The 25597-nt window shown below is 59.5% G+C and carries 27 protein-coding genes; 9 read left to right on the top strand and 18 right to left on the bottom strand.

Annotation, left to right across the window (positions count from 1 at the left end; genetic code table 11):
* The first annotated feature begins 5 nt into the window (after positions 1–5).
* The 3 genes from PSH96_RS12835 to PSH96_RS12825 all read left to right on the top strand — a co-directional run bounded on the left by PSH96_RS12835 (position 6) and on the right by PSH96_RS12825 (position 2895).
* A complete protein-coding gene (locus tag PSH96_RS12835) occupies positions 6–1250 on the top strand; it encodes a saccharopine dehydrogenase family protein (RefSeq protein ID WP_056859823.1) in 1245 nt (414 codons plus the stop codon).
* A gap of 734 nt (positions 1251–1984) precedes the next feature.
* A complete protein-coding gene (locus PSH96_RS12830) occupies positions 1985–2320 on the top strand; it encodes a DUF6124 family protein (protein ID WP_305459561.1) in 336 nt (111 codons plus the stop codon).
* A 71-nt stretch (positions 2321–2391) separates the two neighbouring features.
* A complete protein-coding gene (locus PSH96_RS12825; RefSeq protein WP_305459560.1) occupies positions 2392–2895 on the top strand; it encodes a signal peptidase II in 504 nt (167 codons plus the stop codon).
* A 25-nt stretch (positions 2896–2920) separates the two neighbouring features.
* On the opposite strand, the gene PSH96_RS12820 is transcribed toward PSH96_RS12825, so the two are convergent.
* The 4 genes from PSH96_RS12820 to PSH96_RS12805 all read right to left on the bottom strand — a co-directional run bounded on the left by PSH96_RS12820 (position 2921) and on the right by PSH96_RS12805 (position 5648).
* Entirely contained in the window at positions 2921–3466 is a 546-nt protein-coding gene (locus PSH96_RS12820) for a zeta toxin family protein (RefSeq protein WP_305459559.1), read from the bottom strand.
* A gap of 193 nt (positions 3467–3659) precedes the next feature.
* Entirely contained in the window at positions 3660–3950 is a 291-nt protein-coding gene (locus tag PSH96_RS12815; protein ID WP_305459558.1) for a hypothetical protein, read from the bottom strand.
* Between the two features lie 147 nt (positions 3951–4097).
* On the bottom strand, positions 4098–5006 hold the full coding sequence (gene glsB, locus PSH96_RS12810; RefSeq protein WP_305460059.1) for a glutaminase B: 909 nt from the start codon (positions 5004–5006) through the stop codon (positions 4098–4100).
* A 231-nt stretch (positions 5007–5237) separates the two neighbouring features.
* Complete coding sequence (locus PSH96_RS12805) at positions 5238–5648, bottom strand: hypothetical protein (RefSeq protein ID WP_305459557.1); 411 nt, start codon at positions 5646–5648, stop codon at positions 5238–5240.
* A gap of 109 nt (positions 5649–5757) precedes the next feature.
* On the opposite strand from PSH96_RS12805, the gene PSH96_RS12800 reads away from it, so the two are divergent.
* Positions 5758–6609, top strand: coding sequence for a helix-turn-helix domain-containing protein (locus PSH96_RS12800; RefSeq protein WP_305459556.1), 852 nt, complete (start codon positions 5758–5760; stop codon positions 6607–6609).
* On the opposite strand, the gene PSH96_RS12795 is transcribed toward PSH96_RS12800, so the two are convergent.
* On the bottom strand, positions 6610–7239 hold the full coding sequence (locus PSH96_RS12795; RefSeq protein ID WP_305459555.1) for a ribonuclease T2: 630 nt from the start codon (positions 7237–7239) through the stop codon (positions 6610–6612).
* A gap of 37 nt (positions 7240–7276) precedes the next feature.
* Complete coding sequence (locus tag PSH96_RS12790; protein WP_305459554.1) at positions 7277–8257, bottom strand: Gfo/Idh/MocA family protein; 981 nt, start codon at positions 8255–8257, stop codon at positions 7277–7279.
* Positions 8258–8384: 127 nt separating this feature from the next.
* Between PSH96_RS12790 and PSH96_RS12785 the strand changes: the two genes are divergently transcribed.
* The gene (locus tag PSH96_RS12785) at positions 8385–8747 is read left to right on the top strand and encodes an NUDIX hydrolase (protein ID WP_065912014.1); all 363 of its coding nucleotides are present in this window, start codon (positions 8385–8387) and stop codon (positions 8745–8747) included.
* Between the two features lie 339 nt (positions 8748–9086).
* Here PSH96_RS12785 and PSH96_RS12780 read toward each other — a convergent pair whose 3' ends face one another.
* The 4 genes from PSH96_RS12780 to PSH96_RS12765 are packed head-to-tail and all read right to left on the bottom strand — an operon-like array spanning position 9087 to position 10929.
* The gene (locus PSH96_RS12780; RefSeq protein WP_305459553.1) at positions 9087–9581 is read right to left on the bottom strand and encodes a periplasmic heavy metal sensor; all 495 of its coding nucleotides are present in this window, start codon (positions 9579–9581) and stop codon (positions 9087–9089) included.
* Complete coding sequence (locus PSH96_RS12775; protein WP_305459552.1) at positions 9578–10009, bottom strand: hypothetical protein; 432 nt, start codon at positions 10007–10009, stop codon at positions 9578–9580. Before PSH96_RS12775 ends, PSH96_RS12780 begins: the two co-directional genes overlap by 4 nt.
* Positions 10006–10584: an RNA polymerase sigma factor gene (locus tag PSH96_RS12770; protein ID WP_305459551.1), complete on the bottom strand. Its 579-nt coding sequence runs from the start codon at positions 10582–10584 to the stop codon at positions 10006–10008. The genes PSH96_RS12775 and PSH96_RS12770 overlap by 4 nt, the downstream gene beginning before the upstream one ends.
* A gap of 33 nt (positions 10585–10617) precedes the next feature.
* The gene (locus PSH96_RS12765) at positions 10618–10929 is read right to left on the bottom strand and encodes a YXWGXW repeat-containing protein (protein WP_099547786.1); all 312 of its coding nucleotides are present in this window, start codon (positions 10927–10929) and stop codon (positions 10618–10620) included.
* 217 nt (positions 10930–11146) lie between these two features.
* On the opposite strand from PSH96_RS12765, the gene PSH96_RS12760 reads away from it, so the two are divergent.
* A complete protein-coding gene (locus PSH96_RS12760) occupies positions 11147–11287 on the top strand; it encodes a hypothetical protein (protein WP_183144480.1) in 141 nt (46 codons plus the stop codon).
* Here the strand turns inward: PSH96_RS12760 and PSH96_RS12755 are convergent.
* Positions 11284–11532, bottom strand: coding sequence for a DUF1652 domain-containing protein (locus PSH96_RS12755; RefSeq protein WP_305459550.1), 249 nt, complete (start codon positions 11530–11532; stop codon positions 11284–11286). The two genes, PSH96_RS12760 and PSH96_RS12755, sit on opposite strands and share 4 nt — an antisense overlap.
* 246 nt (positions 11533–11778) lie before the next feature.
* Here PSH96_RS12755 and PSH96_RS12750 point away from each other — a divergent pair, with 246 nt between their 5' ends.
* Entirely contained in the window at positions 11779–12723 is a 945-nt protein-coding gene (locus PSH96_RS12750; protein ID WP_305459549.1) for a sensor domain-containing diguanylate cyclase, read from the top strand.
* 287 nt (positions 12724–13010) lie between these two features.
* Here the strand turns inward: PSH96_RS12750 and PSH96_RS12745 are convergent, their stop codons facing one another.
* From PSH96_RS12745 to PSH96_RS12725, 5 genes are all read right to left on the bottom strand, one after another.
* Positions 13011–13271: a hypothetical protein gene (locus tag PSH96_RS12745; RefSeq protein WP_305459548.1), complete on the bottom strand. Its 261-nt coding sequence runs from the start codon at positions 13269–13271 to the stop codon at positions 13011–13013.
* Positions 13272–13274: 3 nt separating this feature from the next.
* Positions 13275–13721, bottom strand: a complete 447-nt coding sequence (locus tag PSH96_RS12740) for a GNAT family N-acetyltransferase (protein WP_305459547.1) — start codon at positions 13719–13721, stop codon at positions 13275–13277.
* Positions 13722–13802: 81 nt separating this feature from the next.
* Positions 13803–14711, bottom strand: a complete 909-nt coding sequence (locus PSH96_RS12735; protein WP_305459546.1) for an AraC family transcriptional regulator — start codon at positions 14709–14711, stop codon at positions 13803–13805.
* A 36-nt stretch (positions 14712–14747) separates the two neighbouring features.
* A complete protein-coding gene (locus PSH96_RS12730; protein ID WP_305459545.1) occupies positions 14748–15443 on the bottom strand; it encodes a fumarylacetoacetate hydrolase family protein in 696 nt (231 codons plus the stop codon).
* A 66-nt stretch (positions 15444–15509) separates the two neighbouring features.
* Complete coding sequence (locus PSH96_RS12725; protein ID WP_305459544.1) at positions 15510–16565, bottom strand: AbrB family transcriptional regulator; 1056 nt, start codon at positions 16563–16565, stop codon at positions 15510–15512.
* Between the two features lie 106 nt (positions 16566–16671).
* Here PSH96_RS12725 and PSH96_RS12720 point away from each other — a divergent pair, with 106 nt between their 5' ends.
* Positions 16672–17571 carry a LysR family transcriptional regulator gene (locus tag PSH96_RS12720; RefSeq protein WP_305459543.1) on the top strand — a complete coding sequence of 300 codons (900 nt, stop codon included), beginning with the start codon at positions 16672–16674 and terminating at the stop codon, positions 17569–17571.
* A gap of 13 nt (positions 17572–17584) precedes the next feature.
* Here PSH96_RS12720 and PSH96_RS12715 read toward each other — a convergent pair whose 3' ends face one another.
* Positions 17585–17914, bottom strand: a complete 330-nt coding sequence (locus tag PSH96_RS12715) for a hypothetical protein (RefSeq protein WP_305459542.1) — start codon at positions 17912–17914, stop codon at positions 17585–17587.
* 327 nt (positions 17915–18241) lie between these two features.
* Positions 18242–20734, bottom strand: a complete 2493-nt coding sequence (locus PSH96_RS12710) for a TonB-dependent siderophore receptor (RefSeq protein WP_305459541.1) — start codon at positions 20732–20734, stop codon at positions 18242–18244.
* 255 nt (positions 20735–20989) lie between these two features.
* Between PSH96_RS12710 and PSH96_RS12705 the strand changes: the two genes are divergently transcribed.
* Positions 20990–25597, top strand: coding sequence for an RHS repeat-associated core domain-containing protein (locus tag PSH96_RS12705; RefSeq protein ID WP_305459540.1), 4608 nt, complete (start codon positions 20990–20992; stop codon positions 25595–25597).

Here is a 25597-nt window from a genome sequence, read left to right as displayed (position 1 = left end):
AGCAATTGAAAAAGAACGTTCTTATCATTGGTGCAGGAGGTGTCGCCAAGGTGGTGGCCCACAAGTGCGCGCAGCACAACGACGAACTCGGTCGTATTGCTATCGCGTCGCGCAACATCTCCAAATGCCAGGCCATCATCGACAGCGTCAAGGCCAAGGGTAGCCTCAAGGTGCCTGCGGATATTAAAGCCTTTGCGCTGAACGCCATGGACGTGGAAGCGACCAAGGCCCTGATCCGCGAGACAGAGTCGCAGATCGTCATCAACGTAGGTTCCTCGTTCCTCAACATGTCGGTACTGCGTGCCTGCATCGACACGGGCGTTGCGTACCTGGACACCGCCATTCACGAAGAGCCGGGCAAGGTCTGCGAGACCCCGCCGTGGTACGGCAACTATGAATGGAACCACCTGGAAGAGTGCAAACAGAAGAACATCACTGCCATTCTTGGCGTGGGCTTCGACCCGGGTGTCGTCAACGCGTATGCCGCGCTGGCGCAGCAACAGCATTTCGACCGCATTGATTCGATCGACATTCTCGATGTCAATGCCGGCAGCCATGGCAAATACTTTGCCACCAACTTCGACCCGGAAATCAACTTCCGCGAGTTCACCGGGCAGGTGTGGAGCTGGCAGAACAGCCAGTGGACCAGCAACACCATGTTCGAAGTCAAACGCACCGACGACCTGCCGGTCGTCGGTTCGCAGAACCTCTACCTTACCGGCCACGATGAAGTGCACTCGCTGTCGAAAAACCTCGACGTGCCCAACGTGCGTTTCTGGATGAGCTTCGGCGAACACTACATCAACGTGTTCACCGTATTGAAAAACCTCGGCCTGCTCTCCGAAAAGCCGGTCACCACCGCCGAAGGCCTGGAAGTCGTGCCGCTTAAACTGGTCAAGGCCGTGCTGCCCGACCCGTCTTCGCTCGCCCCGGGCTACACCGGCAAAACCTGCATCGGTGACCTGGTCAAAGGCACCAAAGGCGGCCAGCCACGTGAGATGTTCATCTACAACGTGGCCTGCCATGAAGAAGCCTTTGCCGAGACCGACAGCCAAGGCATCTCCTACACCGCAGGCGTTCCCCCAGTAGCCGCAGCGCTGCTGGTAGCCCGTGGCGAGTGGGATGTGAAGCACATGGCCAACGTCGAGGAACTGCCGGCTGAGCCGTTCCTGAAGGCGCTGGACGTGATGGGCTTGCCGACTCGGATTAAAGACGAGCACGGTGATCGGGCTTGGGATGCGATTGCCTGATCAGGTGATTACTGACCGAACAAAAAAATGCGCCCTCAGGGGCGCATTTTTTATTGGCCGGATATCAACCGCAACCCCAATGAAGATCAAAGTGTGGGAGCTGGCTTGCCTGCGATAGCCATAGGTCTCTACACAATTTTTTAAAGCTGCCACATTCCTCTGTGGCGAGCAGGCTTGCCCTGCGTTGGGCTGCGCAGCAGCCCCAATGTAGACACCGAGATACTCCTGAAAGAACGCTGAGTCTGTTTTTTTGGGGCTGCTGCGCAGCCCAACGCAGGGCAAGCCTGCTCGCCACAACAGCCCACTTGCCACAGACGTTGTGTTCACCAGAAGTAGATACCTATGCTGCGATAGCAGGCTTCCAGTGCCGCATGGGTTGGCTGACACACTGCTATCGCAGGCAAGCCAGCTCCCACAGGAGATCGCGTGCGTTCAGATATTTCCCACAAGGGTTTCAGGTTGTCGGTCGGAAGTGGGCTGACTAATCTCTGTGCCGTCGCTGCCAATTCAGCGGCCGGATTTGACCGTCCGATTAATTAAAGTACAGCTTGGCTCAAAGCTATTTCAGGTGTTTTTTTCACGCCTGAGGTATCGTGTTGCGGTGGCTGTACGCGGGATACCTTCGGGTATGCCGGATTTCCTTTGATTGCCGGTCGGTCAACCCGTGTACAGCTGCCACCCTCTTCGCTTGACCGCGAACGTTGGCAGCTCCACTCAATCTTAGGACCTTCACCATGATCAAAGACAGCCCAAATCCCCCAGGCCAGTCAGACTACGACACCAGCACCCTGCACGAAGTGGCCTACCGTGCGATCGCCCACTACCTCAACCCCGGCAAACCCATTCCCGAACCCAGTGAAGGCATCTTCACCGTGCGCGCCGACCTGGGCACCGAAACCCTGCTGGTCAACGCTTCCCAGGACTTGGCGTCCATCAGCGATATCGCCAACCACCTGGCGTTTGAAATCGACGGCTCCCAACGCAATGTCGCGCTGGGCATCTGCCGCATGCTCGAAGGTGTGCAGTTGCTGGTGGACAAAGCCCTGAACGTAGCCCACCCAGCCGCCTAAAGATGGACGCGATAGAGCGCCTGAGCTATCTTCGGGCGCTCTATCGACAGACCGGAACAGGAAGTTACCGCTTGAGTACATCGCCCCTTCTGCGAAGCCGCACCTTCGCCCTCCTCGCCGGCCTTGCCTTTGTTGCCGTGGACCAGTTGGTCAAGCTGCTGGCCTTGGTTTCGCTTCAAACCAGCAGCTTCAAAATCGGCTCCAACCCTCTCAACCTTGCGCTGGAACTGAGCCTCAACCCAGGCGCCTTCCTCAGCCTGGGCGCCGCATTGCCGCCGCAGGTCAAACAGCTGATCTTTATCGTTGGCGTAGCCGTCGTGGTGACGTGGGCCATGGGGTGGTCGCTTTCCAACTGGAGCCAGCCGCTGCGTAAAGTCTTGCCGCTTTACGCAATTGCCTTGGGCGGTATCGCCAACTTGATCGACCGTGTGTTTCGCGACGGGCATGTCGTGGATTACATGGTGCTGAGCGTGGGGCCCACACACACCGGGGTGTTCAATATTGCCGATATCGCGATCACCGCCGGGGCGCTTTATTTGTTGGTGGATTTGCTCAAAAAACCGCGAAACGCTTGATTAGCCAAAGCCCTTACCCTTTGCTCTACGTCAGCTTTTCGATGACATACTGCTGAAACCAGGCCGGCTGGGTATTAGAGACGATATCGATATCTTCGCCTTCTGTAATTTCAGCAAGCTGAGCAAAGCTAGGCTCACCGTCCTGCGAGTTGTCAAAAATATAAGCTCGATTGGATAGCAATATCGCCTCGAAAAGATTCTCCAAAGAGCGGTTATATCGAGATCGGATTTTGTCGGCAGGAACATCATGCCCGCCAATGGAAGCTCTGTAAGCAACCCGAGCAACGTTGATATCTGCGTCTGCCGTAGCGACGTAATAAACGTAGACGCGATAACCGGCAGCTTTCGCGTGCCGCAACAACTCAATCTTGCTAGTGTCCGACATCACGGTTTCAAAGGTAAAACTCACGCGTTCTTTAATCAGAGACACGCGAATAAAGTCAGATAAAGCCGACGCAATATAGGAATCAATTTGCCGGGATGGAAAGGTCATCCACTCGCCGTCCACAACCAGGTTATCCAGCTTGGCAAGAGAGTCGGGGAACCTTAAAAGTAGCGTATGACTGCGCAAGAATGGAAGCGCCAGCCTGGCATATTGCTCAAGTCCAAACGTAGCGAACTCGAATGCCCCGTTTCGCGGATGCCTAACTCAATCGCGTCAGGATTGATGTAGTTAACCAGCAAATGCGCCGGAACCTTCGAGTTGAACGTACTTTTCCCGCTCCCGTTAGGTCCGGCGAACATCCGGACTCGGGGCGTTGTACTCAAGCCTGGATCTGCGCCTGGGCGGATCGGCGATCCAACAGAGACTTTCTGGTTTTCAAGCGCGTGCCGGCCTTGAGGGTCCCGTAGGCTTCGACCGGTCGAATAACCAGAGCCTCTGTGTTTGAAACTTTCATGAGTTGGCCCGCACGCACCACGAGGACAGACTCACCTTTGGAAATGGCAACCTCGTAAGCGTCCCGAAATGCCTTGGCTGCTATAGAGGGAATACTCGACTCTTGGGCGAGCACCTGTGCTTCAGTGATCTGCGGCTTAACTTTTTTACGCGACATGCTGGTCTCCGGCTTAGGACAAGGGAGGATCAATGACGATTAGCATAGATCACCCCGGGCGTCGAACGCTGGATCAACTTTACCTCAACGTGTATCCCCTGTCCTCTCAGCCAGTGTTAGCGTCACTTGCCTTCAAGGTCGACGCTTTCAAAACACCGACCAGCCAATCCGCTCACTCAGCAACTCCAACGCCTTCATCCCCGCCAGCGAGTTCCCCGCCGCATTCAATTCCGGCGACCACACGCAAACGGTAAACTGCCCCGGCACCACCGCGACAATCCCGCCGCCAACCCCGCTTTTACCCGGCAAACCCACGCGGTAGGCAAAGTTGCCCGCCTCGTCATACAGCCCGCTGGTGGCCATGATCGAGTTGACCTGCTTGGTCTGGCGCGCGGTCAAGATCTGTTCGCCACTGTGGGCACTCACGCCCTCATTGGCCAGGAAGCTGAAAGCCCTGGCCAGATCCAGGCAGCTCATTTGCAGCGCGCAGTAGTTGAAGTAACTGTGCAGCACCGCGTCGACGTCGTTGTGGAAGTTGCCGAAGGCCTTCATCAGGTAGGCCATGGCCGCGTTGCGCGCGCCGTGTTGGGCCTCGGAGTCGGCGACGACGCTGTTGACCAGGATGTGCGGGTTACCCGACAGGCGCCGCACGAAGTCACGCATCGACAGGATCGGCACGGCAAAGCGCGACTGGTTGATGTCGCAGATCACCAGAGCGCCGGCATTGATGAAGGGGTTGCGCGGGCGGCCGCGTTCGAACTCCAGCTGCACCATGGAATTGAACGGTTGCCCCGAAGGCTCGTGGCCCAGGCGCTCCCAGATGGTTTCGCCGCCATGGTCGATGGCCTGCACCAGGCTGAACACCTTGGAGATGCTCTGTACCGAGAACAGCGTGTCGGCGTCGCCGGCACAATAGGCCGAGCCGTCGTTGCCGTACACGGCGATGCCGAGCTGGTTGGCGGGTACATCGGCGAGTGCGGGGATGTAGTCGGCGACTTTGCCCTGGCCGATCAGGGGGCGAACTTCGCCCAGGATCGATTCCAGCAGTGCCTGCATGTCTTGTCCGGTCATTCTTTTTGAATCAGTGATAAGCGGGGCGCGGAGGATACTTTAATGTGCCCGTAAGCACACCACTCAACCAATGTGGGAGCAGGCTTGCTGTGGCGAGGGAGCTTGCTCCCGCTGACTGCGAAGCAGTCTCCGGCTTTTTAGGGGCGCTTCGCACCCCAGCGCAAGCAAGCTTGCTCGCCACTGTTAGCCCGCATACATTTTGTATCGCATAGCCGCTCAGAAATGCGCCACATCCGACACCTGCTCATCGAGCACATCCCGCGCCAGCGCCCAGGCGCGATCCCTGGATTCCACCACCAGCAGCGGATAGCCCCAGGCTTTGCCGAACATCACCGCAAACGGCTTGAGGGCCAGGCGTTGCGCGGCGCTGGGCTCCACCTGGATCATGCCTTTGACGTAGGCACGCAGCGCCTGTTTGTTTTTCTTCATCCAGATCGAAGCGTGTTTGCGCTCTTCGTGGGAGTGCTCGTGGTTGTTTTCGTCGACGGCTTTTTCGTGCAGCAGCACAAAGGCTTGCTGGCGAGCCAGCAGGCTTTCGAACACCACAAAAGCATCTTCGGGGCCGCCTTCGTTCGGCGCGTCAAACACGATTTTCACCACAGGGAAGGTTGTACTGTCGAGTCGCACGGCAAAGCTCCTGAATGAGAGTGGCTCTCACTATAGTGATGTCACGACTGGACGGCATTGCACAGAATAGCCAGAATGTTTCGCAATTCGGCCAATGAGCGAATCCGCCATGCAACGCCACCGCCTCGAAGAACGCGACCTGTCACGGTCCAGGGACGCCGACCTCATCCCCCGCGCCGTGGTGGCCGTGGGCGCCACCAGCACGTCCGAGCGTTGGGAACACACGCCGCATTCCCATCGCAAAGGCCAATTGATGTACACCCTGCGCGGGGTGATTCATTGCCAGATCGAGGCCGGAATCTGGATCGTGCCGCCCCAGTGCGCGCTGTGGATTCCCGGTGGCCTGGCCCATGCGGCGCGGGGCGCCGGCGAGGCTGAGGTGTATTGCCTGCTGATCGACCCGGACGCTGCCGGCGCCCTGCCCGCTCGAGGCTGCACGTTGGCTGTGTCCGGGCTGTTGCATGAGTTGATCAGCAAGGCGGTAACGTTTCCTCACTTGTACGAAGAAGACGGCGCACAGGGGCGCCTGATCAACACTCTGCTGGATGAACTGGCCCAGGCGCCCATTGAAGACCTGCACCTGCCCATGCCTCAGGACTTGCGGTTGCGGCGCCTGGCCGACAGCTTGCTGGCCAACCCCACTGACAAGTCCACGCTCGAACAATGGGCACTGCGCATCGGCATGAGCGAGCGCAGCATGACGCGCCTGCTGCTGGAAGAATTGGGCTTGAGTTTTGGCCGCTGGCGCCGGCAATTGCATGTGATTTTGTCACTGCAACGCCTGGCCAAAGGGGAAAGTGTGCAACGGGTGGCACTGGACCTGGGTTATGAGAACGCCAGCGGCTTTATCACCATGTTCCGTAAAGCCGTTGGCCAGCCGCCGGCGCGTTACCTGGCGGATCGCGCCGGCGCGTCGAGTGCAACGGCGGTTGGCGCCATCGCGTTGCACCCCGACAGTTGATTAACGCTGCACCGGAATGCGGATATCGCCGCCCCTGCATTGGCTCTTAACACTGCGGGGGCAGCCGGCAAAACGCAGCTCTTTGCTCAGGCACACGCGCACTTCGGACAGCACCCTGCCTTTGCAAATGACCGCCATGCCATGGTTGCCCATGGCCGGGTTGCTTTGTCGGAACAAGCTCTCGATCTCTTGTGCCTCCATGTAATTGGGCACGTTGAACGGCTGCAGCTGCTGCGGAATCTGCACGGCCGCCAGCGCCGTATCACTCGCCTCCAGATAGCTCGAAGCATCCAGCCCGCTGCAGGTGCCATGTTTGGCCCACTCGTGCTTGAGCAAGGCCTGCGTAGGGAAGATCAGCGCGCCCTTGGCGAGGTCCGCCGCCGACAGCCGAGATTGCGTATCGCACGACGCGGGCCAGCCGCCTTTGGCGTACTGCGGCCAAAGCCCGTGCAGCACAAACCCATAGCCTTTGCCCGTGCATTGCTCGTTGCCAGGGTGCGTCAGGCAGAACGTCGGCGACCATGACAACGACAGCACATAAAAATCAAACTCCCCAGGCACCCCCTGACTACGCGGGGCCGCCAGCACATGGGTGGCCAGTAACAGCCACAACAGCATCCAATATTTCATTTGCCTATTCCTGAGAGAAAAAACAGGTATATCCCGATTAACCCGGCAAATTAGGGTTACGGAGTAACACCTTATCGAGGATCCGATCTGTCTTCAGCGCCTCGATCGCCAGCGAAGGGTGCTCGGACTCGCCACGAATATGCGCATTCATGGCCAGTACGTGATGCCACTGGATATGTTCATTGCAGGGTATTTCCAGCACCTCATTCACCTCACCTTCCAGGCGTAACGGCTGGTCTTCAAACACAGCAAAGGTGATGCGGCCACGGCTGCCGATCAGCTCCACGCGGTCTTCGCGCCGGTCTGCGACAAAGTTCCAGCAGCCCATGCCCAGCGCGCCGTTTGCGAAGGTCCAGCAGGCCGTTACCGCATCTTCCGCCGCGTAATTGCCGGCCTGTCGTGCGGTAAACCCGGTGACCTCGACGATATCGCCCGCCAGGTACTGGAATAAATCAAACCCATGGCTGGCCAGGTCGGCAAAGTAGCCGCCACCGGCAATGGCCGGGTCGGTGCGCCAGTTGGCAGCGCTGGCATCGGCGGCGGCCGGCGGCTTGCACAAGCTCCAGGTCACCTGGCGCAACTCGCCAATGCGCCCTGCCTGCAGCCAGTCGCGTATTTGCTGGAAGCGCGGCAACGAACGGCGGTAATAGGAAACAAACAGATGCAGCCCCGCCCGCTCGAAGGTGCGCTGCATCAAGGCACTCTGCTCGGCATTCAGCGACATGGGCTTTTCGACGCAGCAATGCTTGCCGGCTGCCGCCACCATCAAGCTGTATTCGAGGTGGCTGTCGGGCGGTGTGGCGATGTACACCGCGTCCACTTCGGGGTCGTCGATCAAGGCCTGGGCGTCGGTATAGAAGCGGGCAATGCCGTGGCGTGCCGCATAATCACGCACCGCTTCTTCACGGCGCCCCATCACGGCCACCAGCGCCGAACCTGGCGCTTTGTAGAAAGCGGGTCCACTCTTGAGTTCAGTGACGCTGCCACAGCCAATCATGCCCCAACGTACGGTATTCATCAGTTGTCCTCGTCCGTTTTCATCAAGGGGGCAGTATCCACATCACCGCTGGTGCATGCCAGCCTCAATCAGTATGACAATTGCATTACACTTTCATGACAGTCACTGAGCCAGGCAGGTGTAGACATTGAAAATCCGTGCAACCGTTATTTGTGAACACGAGGGGCATATCCTCTTCGTGCGCAAGGCCCGCTCCAAATGGGCGTTGCCGGGCGGCAAGGTCGAGCGTGACGAGCGCCCGGTCGGCGCCGCCGCACGCGAGCTGGAAGAAGAAACCGGGTTGAATGTGGATGGTTTGTTGTACTTGCAGGAGTTAAAAGCCCGCGACACCGTGCACCATGTGTTCGAGGCCTCGGTGGTGAACATCAGCGAGGCGCGCCCTTGCAATGAGATCATTGACTGCCGCTGGCACGCCTATGGGGCCATAGACGAGCTAGACACCACCGACGCCACCCGGCACATCGTCAAGTCCTTCGTGCGTCGCCTCTGACTCCCTGCTCTGCCGTTCGACAAAGGATTTGACGAACGCGGCAGCGGCTGCAAATCCCGTCCCACCCAACGCGTACTGGATCACTCTCTCCCCTGCTGCCGCTTAAAGCCAGATAGACCGAGGCGCCTGCATCGCAGCGGTGCGACGATTCGACAAGCCAGCTCCCACAGAAGAGCGGACCGGTGAAGCTATTGAAACCTCACTCGGTTAAAAATGTGGGAGCTGGCTTGCCTGCGATAGCATCAACTCGGCTTACCTGATGTACCGAGGTGTCTGCATCGCAGGCAAGCCAGCTCCCACAATTGGATCGCATGGCATCAGCTGGATGTAAGCAACCGCTCAAGAACGCGGCCTGGCCCCGGCCACCTGCGGCAGCTTATCGCGGTTTTTAGCCTGCCCACGCTGGTACAGCGCCTCGACCAGTTTCTGCCGCTCATCCTGGGGCAAATTGCTCGCGAACTGTGCCAGCGTTGCGTCCACCAACGCCCGCAACGCCGCATCCGCCTCGCGGGCCTTGGCCAGTTCAGTCACCAGTGCCTCACGATCCAGCGTCGGCGCTTCGAGCTGCTTGATCACCCCCAGGCGTGCTTCGCGACCGGCCATGATCAGCGGCTGGCTCTCGGCGCGGTTGTGGCGCAGCAACTGCCGCAATTCCTTGCGCCGCTCCATCGGCAACTTGATCATCGCCTGGCGCAGGCCGTGCTGGTTGACCACCGCTTCGGCGGGCTTGGCAGTGACCATCCAGTGATAGAGGCCGCCGCCTACACCGCCGATCAAAAACACGTTGAGCAATACCGAAAAGACCAACCAGGGTTTAAGGGATGTTGGGGTCATTGCTCGGTTTCCTCGGCGTTGACGGTGAAGACGACATCGGCGTCGCCCTGATCGAAGACGCTGGGCAGCACGTCGGATGAGAGCATCGGCAACGGCACACTCAGTGACGCCACCAGTACTCCGGCGGCGATGCCGGCAATGCCCACGCCCACCAAGCCTGCGGGCGACAGCCAGTTGGCATAGCGCGACCAGAACGACGGCCGTTTCGGCGCAGACTCGCGAATCTGTCGCGCAAGGGCCGGTTCGTTGAACACAAGCGGGTGGCTGTCCAACTGGGCATCGAGCCAACCGACCTCGCGCAATGCCTCGCGGGCTTGAGGGTTGCCGCTGTCGAGCAGTGCCTGGGCAGCGGCTTGTTCGGCGCTGGGCCAGCGATGCAGGCTGGCGCCATAGGCGTCAGCCAAGTGCGCAAAGCGTTCAGGTGTCATGGTTTTCCCCTTCCTGGGCGGGCGAGCCCGGGTGTGTCGGCAAGTTGACTGCGCAACTGGCGTCGGGCCCGCGACAGCAGGCTCTCCAGTGCCTCGACGCTGATGTTCATCAGGGCCGCGGCGTCGATGTTCGACAGCTCCTGGTAGTACTGCAGCACAATGGCTTCACGCTGGCGCTCGGGCAAGCTCGCCAGGGCGGCGGCCATCCTGGCGCTGCGGTCCGCCGTTTCCAACTGTTCATCCGGCGAGGGTGCGCTGTCCGCCAGTTCCAGCGCCTCGTCCTCATTCAACGGGCGCGCCTTGCGCCGGCGCAAGCGGTCATGGCACAGGTTGAGCGCCACGCGGTGCAGCCAGGTGTCAAAACGCGCTTCGCCGGGGCGCCAGTTGGCCGCCTGGCGCCAGATGCGCAGGAAGCTTTCCTGGGCCACGTCCTTGGCTTCGTCGGCATCCCCCAGCAGCCGACCGGCGAGCGCAAGCAGGCGCGGCAGCTTGCGCGTCACCATTTCGTTGACGGCCGCAGGTTCGTTGTTGCCGATACGTGCCAGTAGCTCAACGTCCGGATCAGTGTCTTTCAATCAGGTAATACTCGGTCCGGGGGCTAAGAGGTTTCAGCGGATCCAGTGCCCTTCGCGCCAGTACCAGTTGGGGCCACGGGATTCCCAGTGCCCAGGCTCCCAGCGTGCGTTACGCACCACTTCCTGCCAGTGGCCCGGCACCCAGGCATAGGCGCCACGTTCCCATTGCCAGTGGCCACGGTCCCAGACGAAACCTGGGCGTTCAGCCGGGATCACTTCGACGCGCTCCGCCGGTGGGGCCTGGCGAATGATCACTTCGGTCTGGGCGAAGGTCGGGGTGCTGACAAGTGCGGCGAAGGCCAGCGGGACCAGCAAGGCGTAGCGCAATTTGGCCAGTGGGTTCATGGCAACTCCTTCATACGGCGGACGAAAATGTCCGCTGCTGATGGGTTGAACGCTGGGCACAGGGAAATCCGTCGCGAGAAACCCAAGTTTTTTCTCGACGCTGGAAGTATTGCTCAGAGGATGAATACGCTGGATGAAATGTTCGAAAGTATCGCGACGGATTTGCGCCGGTGGTTGCGTTCAAGACGTAACGCAGAACACACAATGAGGAAATATCATGACCCGTCGACTCTCTATGCTGGTTGCCGCCCTGCTGATTGTCAGCCTGAGCGGCTGCGTGATCCTGCCCGAACACCGGCATTGCTGCTGGCGCTACTACGGCGCAGTCGACACCTCAACCAGCACCGTGAACAGCTAGCCTACCGCCGCAAAACCACGGCGCCCGGCCTTGATTTCGGTGCGCAGTTCGCCAATAAGGTTTGAGATGGAACGGATGCTGTCCAGGCCTTGGGGCGAGACACGGGTCAGCAGCAGATCGACGCGACCCGACGCCGGCTCGAACACACTGATGCGCAGTGAGCCGTCGCTGTTGAGGCTGCAATCACACGCCAGCGGCAGGAAGCCTGTGGCCATGATGTTATTGAGTTCATTGATCGCAATCATGCTGAGCCCCCGTCCCTGGCTTCGACCCTGTGGGTGTGATGCAACCAGCATAGGTAAGGTTTTGCCTGCGACTGAACAATTAATTCAAAAGTGATACCTGTGCCGCATTTCGCCCTGTAAACGCTGGTGCACTGGCGCCAGAAACCCAGCACCCGACCTCTCGTCTGCTGCTTTGGCAAGGGCTTGACTCACGATCTGTATCAAAAGACGCTCTTGGCTTTTCGCCATCATCCCGAGCCGACCGCCATGAGCATCGTTCCTCCGAGCCAGCCCGACAGCGACGTGTACAAAACCCTGCTGGAGTCGACCAACGCCATCCCGTGGCGCATCGATTGGCAGAGCATGACGTTCAGCTACATCGGCCCGCAGATCGAAGCGCTGCTGGGCTGGAGCCCGCAAAGCTGGGTGAGCGTGGATGACTGGGTCGAACGCATGCACCCGGACGACCGTGAATACGTGGTGAACTTTTGCGTGTCGCAATCACGCGCCGGCGTGGACCACGAGGCCGACTACCGCGCACTGACGGTCAACGGCGACTATGTGTGGATCCGCGATGTGGTGCATGTGGTGCGCAAGGACGACGAAGTCCAAGCCTTGATCGGCTTTATGTTCGATATCAGCGAGCGCAAGAAGACCGAAGAGCACTTGATTCGCCTGCAAAAACAACTGGAGGAATACTCCTTCCAGGACGGCCTGACCGGCATCGCCAACCGCCGCATGTTCGACACCGTGCTCGAGCGCGAATGGTCCAGTGCGCTGCGCAGCCAGTTGCCGCTGTCGTTGATCATTCTGGATATCGATTTTTTCAAGCAGTACAACGACCACTACGGCCATATCAAGGGCGATGAAGCCTTGCGCCAGGTGGCGCGCACCTTGTCGTTGGCGGCTAACCGACCGCGGGATTTCATTGCGCGTATCGGCGGCGAGGAATTTGTGTGGCTGCTGCCCGAAACCGACGCAGCCTCAGCCCGGCAAGTGGCGCAACGCTGCCTGCACTTGATTTGCCAGCAGCAGATTGAACACGCCGTTTCGCCGGTTTCCAAGTTGCTGAGCCTGAGCCTGGGGGTGGGCACGCATACCGTGACGCCCAACAGCGACCTGCTGGCGTTCGTCGAGTCGGTCGACAAGTTGCTGTATCAGGCCAAACGCAATGGACGCATGCGCGCAGAGTTTGCCGACAGCCAAGTGTGACGCGAGGTCAAATTGCGGGCAAAAAAAATCCCAAGTAGCTGATGGAAACTTGGGATTTAAAAATGCATAAACCGTGGGAGGTGAACGCCCGGCTATAGTAACGACTGTAAAAACCTGTAACAAGATTATTTTATTCCTTTCGTCGGATTAAAATCCGCGTAAGTCATTCAATAACCACATGATTTTTAAGGTAGCCAAGCAAACAAGTGCCACTTTTTGGTGCAATAAACCGGTATAACCCTGATCACTTCGTGGCTATATATCCATTATTCAAATGGGGTTATTACTCATAACGGCGCGACACTCTCGCTGTATCGCTTTTTGAGTTGCTTACAGGCTTCAAGCAATTCAAGGTCGGACGTCGAAGTGGCACAGGCCACACTTTCAAGCTGTTGGCACAGCACCAAGCGTTCGGCGGCCTCCTCTCGTTCCAGGTCGACCCGAGCATTGAAACGCATAAACAAGACGCCCAGCAGCACCGCAGCGCACACCACCCCGATCGCCGCATAGCGAAGGCCGTTGGTGGACGCGGATTCTGCCGGGTTCATGAGTTAAGGTGCCCTGCTCTTTTCATACCGCACATCATCGCCCTCGACCCGGCCGACCTGCGTCCAGCCCAGCCGTTGATAGAACCCGTTGGCGCGGATCTCATCGCGCCCGTCGGTGATCAGGTACAGCGTCGGGTGGTGCTCAAACAGCGCGGCTTCAGCCACCGCCATCAGTTGGCGGCCCAGGCCCCGGCCTTCATGGGCGGGCAGTACGAACATCGCAAATACCTCGCCGCTGTCAAAATTGACCATCGAAAAAGCAGCCGGCTCGCCCGCCACTTCTGCCAGCCACACGCACGGCGCTTCACGGATGCTGTCGGCCAGCACCTGTGGGGTAATGCCCAGATCCGCCATCTGCTCACGGCTCAAGTGGTTCTGCACCACAGCGGTGCGAATGGCGAACAACGTATCAATATCTGCCAGCGTCGCCAGCCGAATAAGGGTTTGCATACATGCCTCCTCCGTGGATGCACGCAATTGTATGTAAATAGAAACACATAGATTGTCGTGGATTTGTAAGAAGGCGCTCGACTACAGGGGTTTTGCCTGTTGTTGTCGCCGAAACTGCCCTGGCGCCAGGCCATGGGCCTTGCGAAAACAGCGGGAGAAGTACGCCTCGTCGGTAAACCCGCAACGCAGGGCAACGGCACCGATCATCTGCGCCGTGTTGAGCAATAAGGTGCGCGCCAATTGCATGCGGCGGTCGAGCACCCACTGGGAGAAGGGTTTGCCGGTTTCTTTGCGCAGCAAATGGGTGAGGTAGTTGGGTGACAGGAACGCAGCGGCCGCCGCGTCAGTAAGATTGAGGCCCGGCTCGTGCAGATGCTCGCGAATGTAGCCGTGTACCCGTGCCAGAGCGTCTTTGCGTCCGCGCCGGGTGGCATTATTGGCGGCAAACGCCTGCAAAGGTTCGGCGTACTGCTGGCAAACCAACCCGACCAGTTGGAACAGATACCCCTTCAAGCGCTCACGGGCGCCGAAGGTGCGCTGGGCGTCCAGCGTGCGCATATGGCCGAGCCAGGTGTGCACTTGCTCAAAGTCCGCGTCGTCAAGGATGAAGTCCAGATGCTCCTGAAAACGAAACGGTGACAGCTCCGGCGCCTGGCTGATGGGGATGTCTTCCAGGTCCAGCGGGTCGCAGGTCAACTGCGGCAGGAAGAACGCCTGGCTGAAGTTGATCAGCATGAACTCGCCGTCTTGTGGGTGGGGAATCACATGCAAGCGATGGGGCAGGATAAACGCCAGGGCTTTGTGCGGGAACGGACGCACCGCACCGCCGATATGTTGCACGGTGTCGCCGCCCAGGTTGATCTGGATCTGGAAGTATTCGTGCCGATGCGGACTGGTCAGCGCCGCCCGCCCGCGCTTGTCGCGGATATAGAAATCGGGGCGGTCGCTGCGTTGTTCCATGCCATAGGTGGTGACGCGGGTGCCTGGCATAACGGTCTCTCGAATGGCCTGGGCACCACTTTAGCCTCAACCCTGGCTGAGGGTGAAACTCAACTCGCCGATACCATCGATGCCGGCGGTCACCACGTCTCCACGCTGCAACGCGCCGACGCCTGCCGGGGTGCCGGTAAAGATCAGGTCACCGGCCTTGAGTGCTACGGATGTTGAGGCGTAGCTGATAACTTCACTCACCGACCAGATCAGGTCAGCCAGGTCGCCGACCTGGCGCTGCTCACCATTGACCTTGAGCCAGATCTTGCCGCTGGCCGGGTGCCCGATGACGCTCGCCGGTTGCAAGGCGGTGCTGGGCGCCGACTCATCGAACGACTTGCCCCACTCCCACGGGCGCGCGAGCTTTTTCGCCTCGGCCTGCAGGTCGCGACGGGTCAAGTCGATGCCGACGCCATACCCCCATACGTGGGACAAAGCGGCTTCAGGACTGATATCCACCCCACCCTTGCCGATGGCCACCACCAGTTCCACCTCATGGTGCAGGTCGGCAGTCAGCGGTGGGTAGGCGATCACGCCTTCGGCCGGCACCACCGCATCCGCCGGTTTCATAAAGAAAAATGGCGCTTCGCGATCCGGGTCATGCCCCATTTCGCGGGCGTGTTCACTGTAGTTGCGGCCCACGCAGAACACGCGACGCAGCGGGAAACGTGCGTCGCTGCCCTGTACGGCCAGGGATGGGGTTGGCGCGGGGGTGAATACGTAATCAGTCATGGCCTGTGCCTCTTGGTTTACCTGGCACCAGTATGGCCAGCAGCGCCGGGGCAAAGTTGGACAGGTTTACGCAGATTTTGCACTGGCCGGTGTTTGTGCCCGCAACGCTCGATCAAGCAAGCGATACAGCGGCAGGCACGCGGCCTGGATCAGTAACATGCGGATAATCTGCATCGCCGTCACCAATGTCACTGCCAGCCCAAGCGCCTCGGCGGTCAAGCTCATTTCGGGCGCGCTACCAGGCATCATGCCCAGCGCCAGCGACAACCACGAGAAACCCAACCCGGCACCCAAGCCCCATGCGGCCAGTGCGGTAGCAATCACCGAGCCAGCCAGCAGTAACATCACCTTCAAAAGAAAACCGGGTGCGCGGCGCAAAAAGCCGCGGTCGAACGTGGCGCCCAGCGCACACCCTATCAACAGTTGCCCGCAGCCACTGAGCCACACGGGCATGCTCATCGACAGATTGTTGCAACCCACACCGACCGCACAGATCAGCAACGGCCCAAACGTCCAGGGATTGGGCAGGTTGCAACGCTTGAACGCCAATGCCGCCAGAAAGCCCATGGCCAGGAGGAAAATCAGCCACGGCCAGACCACCGGCAACGCCGTGCGCGCACCGCTATGTGCCACGCCAAAGTTTGCAACAGCAGGCACTGCCAGCAGGATGAGCAACAACCTGAGACTGTGGGCGGCGGCGATGAAACTGGTGTCGGCCTGGCGCTGCCGGCCCAGGTGTACCATCTCGGTGGAATTGGCAGGCATCAAGGCGAAAAATGCGGTTGGCAGCGGTACGCCCCACCGATGCAAAACCAGTACCGAGCACAAAGCCAGCACCAGCGTCAGCAAGACAGCCATACCGATCAACCCAAAGTGGGCCGCCACTTCCTGCATGACCGGCAACGTGAAGTGGCAACCGATGGCAACCGCCACAATCAACTGCCCGGCTTTGCGCCCGTGAGGTATTTGCGGTACCTGGCCGCCGCCGCAACGTGTCAGCAGAACTGCCAGCAATGAACCTATAACCCAAGGCAAAGGCCATCCCGCCCAGTGGGCAAGGCTGCCGCCCAAGGCACCGACGATCAGCGTTGCAGGCCAGTAATAACGAGGGTCACGGGGCATGATGAAATCCGACATGGAGAAGAATGCCGACAGGTTATAGACTTGCGCTCATCACAAAAAATATCCATTTGTGAAGCTTCTTATCATTCTTTGTTATGTGAGCCTTATGAATCTCAAAGCGCTGGAGTACTGCGTAGAAATTGCTCGCCAAGGCAGTTTCACTAAAGCTGCGCAGACCTTGCACGTAGCACAGCCGGCCTTGAGCATGGCAGTCAGTCGCTTGGAAGATGAGCTGGGGGTGGCGCTGTTCAACCGGGCCACGCGCCAGATCAGTGTCACGGCCGAAGGCCAACTGTTTCTGGCCCACGCCGAAAAATGTTTGCAGGGGCTTGCCGGCGCTCGCCGCGAGCTGCAGGACCTGGACCAATTGCACAGCGGCGAAATCCGCGTCGGCGTGCCGCCCATGTACGGCATCCGGCACATTCCCGAATTGCTGATGCAGTTTCGCGCCCGCTACCCGGGAATTGCCATGCATGTGGTGGAAGGCAGTGCCGATGACATCAGCGAACGCCTGGCCACACGCAACATTGACGTGGCGCTGCTGGAGTCACGGCGGGTCAATCCGCAGTGGCAATCGGAATGGCTCGGCAGTGATGAGATGGTGCTGTGCATGAACCAGGAGCATGCATTGGCCGGGTTCGCCTCAATCCCGGCAGAACGCTTGCAGGATCAGGCCATGCTGGTGTTCGACAACACGTTCCTGCAACGCCACCTGCTGGATACTTTTTGCAGCAACGCCTGCGTGCAGTTCAGCATTGCCCTGGAAAGCAACTTCGTGCCGCTGGTGATCGCCGCCACGCGCAACGGCATGGGCGCGTCCACCCTCTTGCGTTCGGTTCAAATCCAGGAAGCGGGACTCGTGGGTGTTTCATTCGAGCCCGCGCAGTTTATGCACTTCAACCTGTGCTGGCGCGCCAATGAGTACCTGTCACAGGCCAATCGGCGTTTTATCGAAATAGCCCGGGCGTTTTTCCATGAGGACGCCGGTTCGCCGCTGTCACGCTGAACCGGCGAAGCGATCATTTACGCGCCACTTTGTAGCGCAGGCAGTCCTGATAAAAACTCTGGCGGATGGCCTCGGGCTTTAGCCGTGAGTGGCTGTCGTAGGTCTGCTCGGTAATGCCCATGGCCATCATGCGCATCCACGACTTGCTGAACTTGATGGTCTGGATCTTCTGGCGCGCGGCATACAGCGACACACCCGACAGCTTGAGTTCCTGCGCCCTGGCGGCGGTGCCGGCGCCCCAACTGCACATGTACTTGTCGCCCTCGCGCAACTCCCGTGCCTGCACGCTCGCCGCGCCGCCAGCCAGGGAACAGGCGATCAGCATCATTCCAACAGTGCGCATTTGCATCCCCACCTAACCACCTGAAAATAAAAGTGATTTTGGCGGGGATTTTGTTACAAAGGGGCCATTAAATTGCCTTCCTGGGTAAACATTTACTTAATAGGTGTTGGCAAAAACCCTGTGGCGAGCGACTGTGGCGAGCGAGCTTGCTCGCGCTGGGGCGCGCAGCGGCCCCTCGACCGGATGACCGTGTACATCAGGTGTACCCAAGTGTCAGGTTTTGGGGCTGCTGCGCAGCCCAGCGCGAGCAAGCTCGCTCGCCACAACAGCTCGCTTGCCACGAAAGCTCGCTTGCCACAAAAAAATGATGACCGTAGAGGGTGCCGATTACCACTGGTAGGTGGCACTCGCCTGCACGGTACGTTGCGAGCCATACCAGCACCACGAATAGGAGTAGCACGAGGCCACGTATTCCTTGTTCGCCAGGTTGGTGGCGTTCAGCGCCAGGCGCAGGTTGTCCTTGGGGTTGGCGATATTCGGGATGTCATAGTGCACCGCCGCATCCATCAAGGTGTAGCCCGGCACTTTCAGGGTGTTGGCGGTATCACCCCAGGACGACCCCACATACCGTGCGCCGGCACCTACGCCGAAGCCCTTGAGCCGGCCGTCGTGGAAGGTGTAGTCGGCCCACGCAGAGGCGGTATGGCGTGGCACGCCGTAGGTGGTGGTGCCCTCAACGGGAACCGCCGGCCCGGTGCCGACATCGCTGATCGGCGCGTAGCGAACGGTGCTGTTGGATTTGCTCGCGCGGTTGTCCAGGTAGGCATAAGCCGCGGTAATGTCCAGGTTGTCATTCAGGCTGGCCTTGCCTTCCAGTTCAAAGCCACGGGACTGTTGCTCGCCGTCCTGGATCTGGCAACGGCCACTGCCGCACAGGTGCGTCGGGTCCGGGTCCATGGTCGGCACGTTGGATTGGCGCAGGTCGAAAATTGCCGCCGTAATGAAGCTGTTGCTGCCCGGCGGCTGGTACTTGATGCCGATTTCATACTGCTTGCCTTCGGTGGGCTTGAACACCGAACCGCCGTAACCCGTGCCCGATTGCGGGTTGAACGACTCCGCATAGCTGGCATACGGCGCCAGGCCGTTATCGAACAGGTAGACCAGGCCGACCCGTCCGGTAAACGCCTTGCTGTCCAGCGACGACTTGCTCTTGGCGCCGGAGCTGATGGTTTTGGTGGTGCTGTCGGTGCTGGCCCAGTCATAGCGACCACCGAGCAACAGCACCCATTGGTCCCACTTCATTTGCTCTTGCAGGTAAACACCCGTCTGCTCGCTGCGCGCGGTGGCGTCGGTGATGAACGCGGGCGTGGTGACCGGCGCGCCGTAGACCGGATCGAAGATATCCAGGTCCGGGCCACTGCCATAGCCAGTCTTGGTGTCGGTGCGAGTGTTCTGGTAATCGAGCCCCATCAACAGCGTGTGCTGCAACGGCCCGGTGTCGAACTTGGCCTGCACCTGGTTATCGAGGGTGTAGGCATCCATATCCACATCGGCGGCGATAGTCGAGCGCTTGGAGGTGCGGTAGTCGCCCATCAGGTAGCTGTTGTAGATGCTGCGATATACGCCTTCGGCGCGCAGGTAACGAGCATTCTGACGCACCGTCCACACGTCGTTGAAGTGATGTTCGAAGGCATAGCCGAGGGAGTAATGCTCGCGGTCGCTTTTTTCGAAGTTCTTTTCACCGTCATAGAAGTCCACATCAATCTTGCGTCCGGTAGGGCTGCGCAACACCGAGCCCCAGGCCGGCACCGACCCGTAGGACGCGCCTTTCGGGTCTTTCTGGAAATGCCCGAGCAAGGTCAGCGAGGTGGCATCGTCAGGGCGCCAGGTGAAGGCACTGGACAGCGACTGGCGGCGGGTTTCGGTGTGTTCGACCTGGCCATCGGCGTCATCGAACAACCCCGCGACGCGGTAGGCATACACACCCTGATCGTCAATCGGGCCGCTCAGATCGAAGGTGGTGCGCTTCTTGTTGAAGGTGCCGTATTCCACGCCGACTTCATGAAAGGGTGTGTCCAGCGGGCGTTTGGTGACCATGTTAATCACCCCGCTTGGCGTGCCCTGCCCGTACAACACAGAGGCCGGGCCGCGCAACACTTCGACGCGCTCCAGGTCGAAGGCGTCTTTCTGCGGCAAGGCATCCCGGCTTGACGGCATGCGCAAGCCATCGAGGTAGGTAGCCGGGGCAAAACCACGAATGGTCAACTGATCAAGACGCGACGCCGTGGCGCCACGGGTCTCCGGCACCACGGCAGCGCTGTAGCGCAGGATCTGGTTGAGGCTTTCGGCGTTTTGCGCGCGCATCTGGTCCTTGGTGACCACCGAAATCGACTGCGGCGTCTCGATCAGCGCGGTATCGGTCTTGGTGCCCGACAGGCTGCGGGTGGCGACATAACCCGCCACCGGCCCGGTGGGGCTTTCGCTCTGGTAGGCGCCGCTGATGGTGGTGGCCTGCAACTGCATGGCGCCGCCATCGTCCGGGATCGCTTCGAGGCGGTAACGGTCGGCGGAGATCTTGATGGCCTGCAAGCCACTGCCCGCGAGCAATTGCGCGAGTGCCACGTCGGTGTCGTATTGCCCGCTCACACCGTTGCTGTGCTTGCCGCGCGTCAAGCCTGCATCAAACGCCAGTACCAGCCCGGCCTGCTCGGCAAGGCTATTGAGGGATTGGCTCAAGTCACCGGCGGCAATCGAGAACCGGCGCAACGTGCTGCCGGTCTCTTCGGCAAAGGATGGCTGGACGACGAACAACGGCACAGCGGCAAAAGCCATCGCCACTGACAGGGCCAGTGGGTGCAAGGGACGAGCAAGGCGCGACATGGGAAATCCTGCGTAATGGAGGTTCTATTAACCATGACGGCCATGTCGCCAAATCGGGCAAGGATGAGAGTCATTTTTATTTGCATGACTTAATTGCAATGAGCCGGGTCGCTTTTTCGCGTAGTCCTCCGGGATAGTTTTTCGCGGTTTTTACCCATCTCGCGTCATCCCATTCTGATTTTCCCAACCATTCGTCCAGCGGCTTTTTCCTGCAGCAGACTCCGACGCCTTGCCCTTTTTGCCGAGACGTCACGGATGACCAACGCCGCCCACATCGCCTTTATCGAACATGAGCTCAATGGCTTTCATCAGAGCCTGACGGAGTATCGCCAGCAGATGGGCGCCTGGTATGCGCGGGCATTGGATACGCTCAGCCATGCGGCGGACATGCCGTCGCTGCTGGGGATGGACCGCGTGCTGCGGGTTGGCGATGCGCAGCAGTCCGTGAGTATTACTGACATGGGCTTTTCCACCGTGGCCCAGTGCCCGGCGGGCGGCGAGCTGAAAATCCAGAGCCTGTTCGAATCGGTGTATGACGTGCCGATCGGCAATATCCCCGTTGAGGTTGTCGGGCTGGATGACGGCAGTTCCACGCTTGTCATGCTCGATGAGCACGGCAAGGGCTCCCATTTTTGCGCCGCTGGCGGGCGCTATCAGGTGCGGGTACAGGGCGGCGTTTCTGCGCAGCAAGTGGACGTGCTGTTTGCCTCTTACGCAGGGCTGACGGCCGACCTGGAGCACTGGCTGCGCGAGCAGTGGAAAGATTTCAAACCCTATTGGCAGCAATCGACCGCCAGCGCGATTGGCAGCGGCGTACTGGCGGGCAGTTGGGCGGCAATCCGCGACGTGTGGGACAGCATCAAGCAGGTGCAGGCGATTCTTGAAGACCCGCTGAAATTCGCTGAGCAACTCGGCGCCCAGGCCGCCAAGTTGGCGCAGTTGGCAACCGATGCGCCCAAGGTCATGGAACAGGCCATGTTACTGGCCAGCGATGAGGCCGCGCTGTACCTGATCCTGCGCACCGCGATGCTCTGGCTGGATGCGTTGCCACCCGGCGAAATCGCGGAAACAGCGGCAGGGTTTGTAGTGTCGCTGCTGATTGATCTGGTGATCGGCGTAGTACTGACCATCGCGTTGCCGGCGGCGGGCGTGGCTTATCTCGGCTTGCGGCTGGCCAAATACGGCGCGCGGGTGCTGGAGGCCGCTGTGGGTTTTGTCAGGAGCCTGCTCGGGATGCTGACCAAATTCATGCAGGCGGTGGATCGCTACAAGGCGGTGGCGGTTCGCGGTGTGGTTGGCGGGTTGAAGCAAGGCACGCTGCAAATGCGCTGGCGGGCGCGACAGAACGCGGTGGTTAAGCAAAAAGAACACGTTGATGACGTGCCTGCTTCGGGCAAGAACCTTAATGGCGATGCGGCGGCACCTGCGGACAAAACTGTTACCCACGGTTGCCCCGTTTCGATGGTCACCGGCGAGGAATTGCTGACCCTCACCGATGGCACGCTGGACGGGATTTTGCCGTTTGAATGGACACGGCTGTATCGCACCAGCGCGGTGGAAGTGGATTGCGGGTTGGGGTTTGGCTGGAGCCATTCGCTGGCGCAACGGCTTTCTGTTTCCGGTGAGTCGGTGGTGTGGACGGATCATGAAAATCGCCGCACTGAGTTTGTGCTGCCCTCCGCTGCTCGACCGGCGATTACCAATAGCTTGGCTGAAGCGGCGATCTATTTGGGCGACTTGCCCGATGAACTGGTGCTGGCTCAGGCATCGCGGTTTTATCACTTTCAAGAAGGTGTGCTGACCGCCATCAGCGATGCGTATGACAACCGGCTGCGAGTTTTTCACGATCGTTTGGGGCGGGTTGAGCGGCTGGACAATGGCGTAGGCCGCTCGCTGCTGTTGCGGTATGAATTGGGCCGCATTGTGGCGGTGGACTATCAGGTTCATCGCGCCAAAGGGCATGAACCCTTCGAATGGGTGACGGAGCAGAAGGTTGTTTCCTACGCCTATGACGACCTTGGCCGACTGGTTTCTGCGACCAATGCTGTAGGTGAAAGCGAGGTTTATCGCTACGACGAGCAGCACGTCATTCTTGAGCGTGGGTTGGCCGGTGGGGCGAGCTTCTTTTGGGCATGGGAACGGGCTGGCAAGGCGGCGCGGTGTGTTCGGCATTGGGCCAGCTTTTCGCAGATGGATACGCGCTATGCCTGGGGTGACGACGGTCGTGTCACGGTGCATAACGCCGATGACAGCCGGGAAGTGTATGTCCACGATGATCGTGCACGTCTGGTGCAGCGCATTGATCCGGACGGCGCTGAACACTTCAAATCCTATGACGACAAGGGCCGGCTGACAGTTGAGCAGGATCCGCTCGGGACGGTGACGGCGTATCAGTACGACGACGCCGGACGCTTGGTGGCGCTGTTTCCGGGGGACGATGAGCCGACGTCCTACGAGCATGACAACGGGTTCGTACGGGTCGTAAGGCGTGGGCTCGCCGTCTGGAAGTATGAGCGCAATGACCAGGGCGACGTCATTCGCAAGACCGATCCTGACGGCACTATTACGGACTACAGCTACAACAAATATGGGCAACTGACGGGGGTTTGGTTTCCCGACAACAGTTGCCATCGGCTGGTCTGGAATGAGCGTGGGCAGCTGCTTGAGGAGCTGCTGCCCAATGGGGGTATCAAGCGTTATCGCTATGACGACCTTGGGCGACAGATCACGCGGGAAGAGGAGCACGGCGGGCTCACGCAGTACCAATGGGACGCTGCCGGACGCCTGCGAAAACTGACCCAATCCGGCGGCGCAACGCGCGAATACAGCTACAACGCCTACGGAAAAATCACCGCCGAACACGACGAACTCGGCCACGTCACCCGCTACGAATACGCCGACGGCCTGCACCTGATCAGCCGCCGAATCAACGCCGATGGCAGCCACGTTAAGTACCGCTACGACAATGCGCGCCTGCTGCTGACTTCAATCGAGAACGAGGCAGGCGAAACCTACCAACTCAATTACCACCCCAACGGCCTGATCCAGCAGGAAATCGGCTTTGATGGCCAGCGCACGGCCTATGTGTATGACCTCAACGGCAACCTGGCGGAGAAAACCGAACACGGCGACGACGGCAGTCAGCTCGTTACCCGCTACAAGCGAGACCACGCCGGCCGCCTCGTAAGAAAAACCCTGCCGGACGGCAATATTGTCGACTATGCCTACGACCGCCAAGGCAATCTCCTCAGCGTCGACGACGGCCACTGGGCGCTGGCCTACGAATACGATCCACAAAACCGCCTCACCGCCGAACACCAAGGCTGGGGCACCTTGCGCTATGGCTATGACGCCTGCGGCCAACTGCACAAACTGCGCCTGCCGGACAATAACCGGCTGGTGTTCAACCACGACAAAGGCGGCCACCTTTCCACCGTCGAACTGAACGGCGAAACCCTCACCTCCCACCTGTTCAAAACCGGCCGCGAACACCAGCGCCAGCAGGGCCAGCTCCTCAGCCACTACCACTACGACGACCAAAACCGCCTGCACGCCCACGCCGTCAGCCAACAGCAACACACGCTTTACCAACGCCAATACGACTACGACAAAAGCGGCAACCTCACCCGCCTGCTCGACACCCGCAAAGGCGAACACCACTACCACTACGACCCCCTCACCCGCCTGACCCGCGCCGACCACTCGCAAGACGTACAGGAACGCTTCGGCCACGACCCCGCCGGCAACCTGCTCATGCAAGACCGTCCCGGCCCGGACATCGTGGCGGGGAATCGGTTGATGATTCAGGGCGATCATCACTACGACTACGACGCCTTCGGCAATTTGATCCGCCAGCGGCGTGGCAAGGGTCATCAGCTCGTTACGGAATACTGCTACGACTGCCAGCATCGGTTGATTGGCATTACCCAACCCAATGGGCAAACCGCCAGCTATCGCTATGACCCGTTTGGGCGGCGGATCAGCAAGACAGCGGATGGGAAAACCACGGAGTTTTTCTGGCAAGGCGACAAGGTAGTTGCTGAGCACCACGCGGATCGGCATCGCAGCTATATCTACGAGCCAGACAGTTTTCGGCCACTGGCACTGCTGGAAGGTTTTGGCCCAAAAGAAACAAAGCCCTTCCACTACCAACTCGACCACCTCGGCACCCCGCAGGAACTGACAAACCCCGAAGGCGAAATCGTCTGGTCCGCGCACTACCGCGCCTACGGCGAAATAGCCCGCCTAGACGTCAGAAAAATCGACAACCCGTTGCGTTTTCAGGGGCAATATTTCGATGCGGAAAGCGGGCTGCACTACAACCGGCATCGCTACTACAATCCAGATATTGGTCGTTACCTGACGCCGGATCCGGTGAAGTTGGCGGGTGGGATTAACGCGTACCGGTATGTGCCCAATCCAACAGGGTGGGTCGATCCGATGGGCCTAAGTACTTGCCCTGGTGGAGATAAGTGCAAACCAAAAAACAAAGTTGACGATCCAACACTCAAAACGACAGGCGTGGAGGGAGAGCCACTCAACCCCACGACCTCAAACATTGGAATGGGTTATCACAAGGAAGTCTACGCTAACAAGCCAGTAAAACCTGAAGAAGCCACCACGAAGTGGGATGAGTTCTTAGGACCTGGTCCCCATACGAACACTAATCCTAGAACTGGCAAACCCGACGACAACAGGATAGTTTCTAGCGACGCGAAAAGAAGTATCCGTTACGGCACTCATGAAATGAACAGTAAGCCAAACAAGCATCACTACCACGAGGAAACGTGGACACTCGAACTCAAAAGCAACACGATGAATGTGGACAATACTGTTGTAAGAGTCCCTCTACCGAAGAAATAA

The sequence above is a fragment of the Pseudomonas sp. FP2338 genome, from assembly GCF_030687515.1.
Lineage (GTDB): Bacteria > Pseudomonadota > Gammaproteobacteria > Pseudomonadales > Pseudomonadaceae > Aquipseudomonas > Aquipseudomonas salomonii.
Note: the sequence above shows the minus strand (reverse complement) of the source record. Positions and strands in the feature narration are given on the sequence as shown.

What these genes read in the sequence shown, in the direction of transcription:
- PSH96_RS12750 (WP_305459549.1), top strand. Translation starts at nt 11,779, where the DNA reads ATGAGCATCGTTCCTCCGAGCCAGCCCGACAGCGACGTGTACAAAACC.
- PSH96_RS12710 (WP_305459541.1), bottom strand. Translation starts at nt 20,734, where the DNA reads ATGTCGCGCCTTGCTCGTCCCTTGCACCCACTGGCCCTGTCAGTGGCG.
- PSH96_RS12815 (WP_305459558.1), bottom strand. Translation starts at nt 3,950, where the DNA reads ATGTCGCGTAAAAAAGTTAAGCCGCAGATCACTGAAGCACAGGTGCTC.
- PSH96_RS12765 (WP_099547786.1), bottom strand. Translation starts at nt 10,929, where the DNA reads ATGAACCCACTGGCCAAATTGCGCTACGCCTTGCTGGTCCCGCTGGCC.
- PSH96_RS12745 (WP_305459548.1), bottom strand. Translation starts at nt 13,271, where the DNA reads ATGAACCCGGCAGAATCCGCGTCCACCAACGGCCTTCGCTATGCGGCG.
- PSH96_RS12735 (WP_305459546.1), bottom strand. Translation starts at nt 14,711, where the DNA reads ATGCCAGGCACCCGCGTCACCACCTATGGCATGGAACAACGCAGCGAC.
- PSH96_RS12760 (WP_183144480.1), top strand. Translation starts at nt 11,147, where the DNA reads ATGACCCGTCGACTCTCTATGCTGGTTGCCGCCCTGCTGATTGTCAGC.
- PSH96_RS12720 (WP_305459543.1), top strand. Translation starts at nt 16,672, where the DNA reads ATGAATCTCAAAGCGCTGGAGTACTGCGTAGAAATTGCTCGCCAAGGC.
- PSH96_RS12780 (WP_305459553.1), bottom strand. Translation starts at nt 9,581, where the DNA reads ATGACCCCAACATCCCTTAAACCCTGGTTGGTCTTTTCGGTATTGCTC.
- PSH96_RS12830 (WP_305459561.1), top strand. Translation starts at nt 1,985, where the DNA reads ATGATCAAAGACAGCCCAAATCCCCCAGGCCAGTCAGACTACGACACC.
- glsB (WP_305460059.1), bottom strand. Translation starts at nt 5,006, where the DNA reads ATGCAGGCACTGCTGGAATCGATCCTGGGCGAAGTTCGCCCCCTGATC.
- PSH96_RS12730 (WP_305459545.1), bottom strand. Translation starts at nt 15,443, where the DNA reads ATGACTGATTACGTATTCACCCCCGCGCCAACCCCATCCCTGGCCGTA.
- PSH96_RS12740 (WP_305459547.1), bottom strand. Translation starts at nt 13,721, where the DNA reads ATGCAAACCCTTATTCGGCTGGCGACGCTGGCAGATATTGATACGTTG.
- PSH96_RS12705 (WP_305459540.1), top strand. Translation starts at nt 20,990, where the DNA reads ATGACCAACGCCGCCCACATCGCCTTTATCGAACATGAGCTCAATGGC.
- PSH96_RS12775 (WP_305459552.1), bottom strand. Translation starts at nt 10,009, where the DNA reads ATGACACCTGAACGCTTTGCGCACTTGGCTGACGCCTATGGCGCCAGC.
- PSH96_RS12800 (WP_305459556.1), top strand. Translation starts at nt 5,758, where the DNA reads ATGCAACGCCACCGCCTCGAAGAACGCGACCTGTCACGGTCCAGGGAC.
- PSH96_RS12755 (WP_305459550.1), bottom strand. Translation starts at nt 11,532, where the DNA reads ATGATTGCGATCAATGAACTCAATAACATCATGGCCACAGGCTTCCTG.
- PSH96_RS12790 (WP_305459554.1), bottom strand. Translation starts at nt 8,257, where the DNA reads ATGAATACCGTACGTTGGGGCATGATTGGCTGTGGCAGCGTCACTGAA.
- PSH96_RS12725 (WP_305459544.1), bottom strand. Translation starts at nt 16,565, where the DNA reads ATGCCCCGTGACCCTCGTTATTACTGGCCTGCAACGCTGATCGTCGGT.
- PSH96_RS12795 (WP_305459555.1), bottom strand. Translation starts at nt 7,239, where the DNA reads ATGAAATATTGGATGCTGTTGTGGCTGTTACTGGCCACCCATGTGCTG.
- PSH96_RS12715 (WP_305459542.1), bottom strand. Translation starts at nt 17,914, where the DNA reads ATGCGCACTGTTGGAATGATGCTGATCGCCTGTTCCCTGGCTGGCGGC.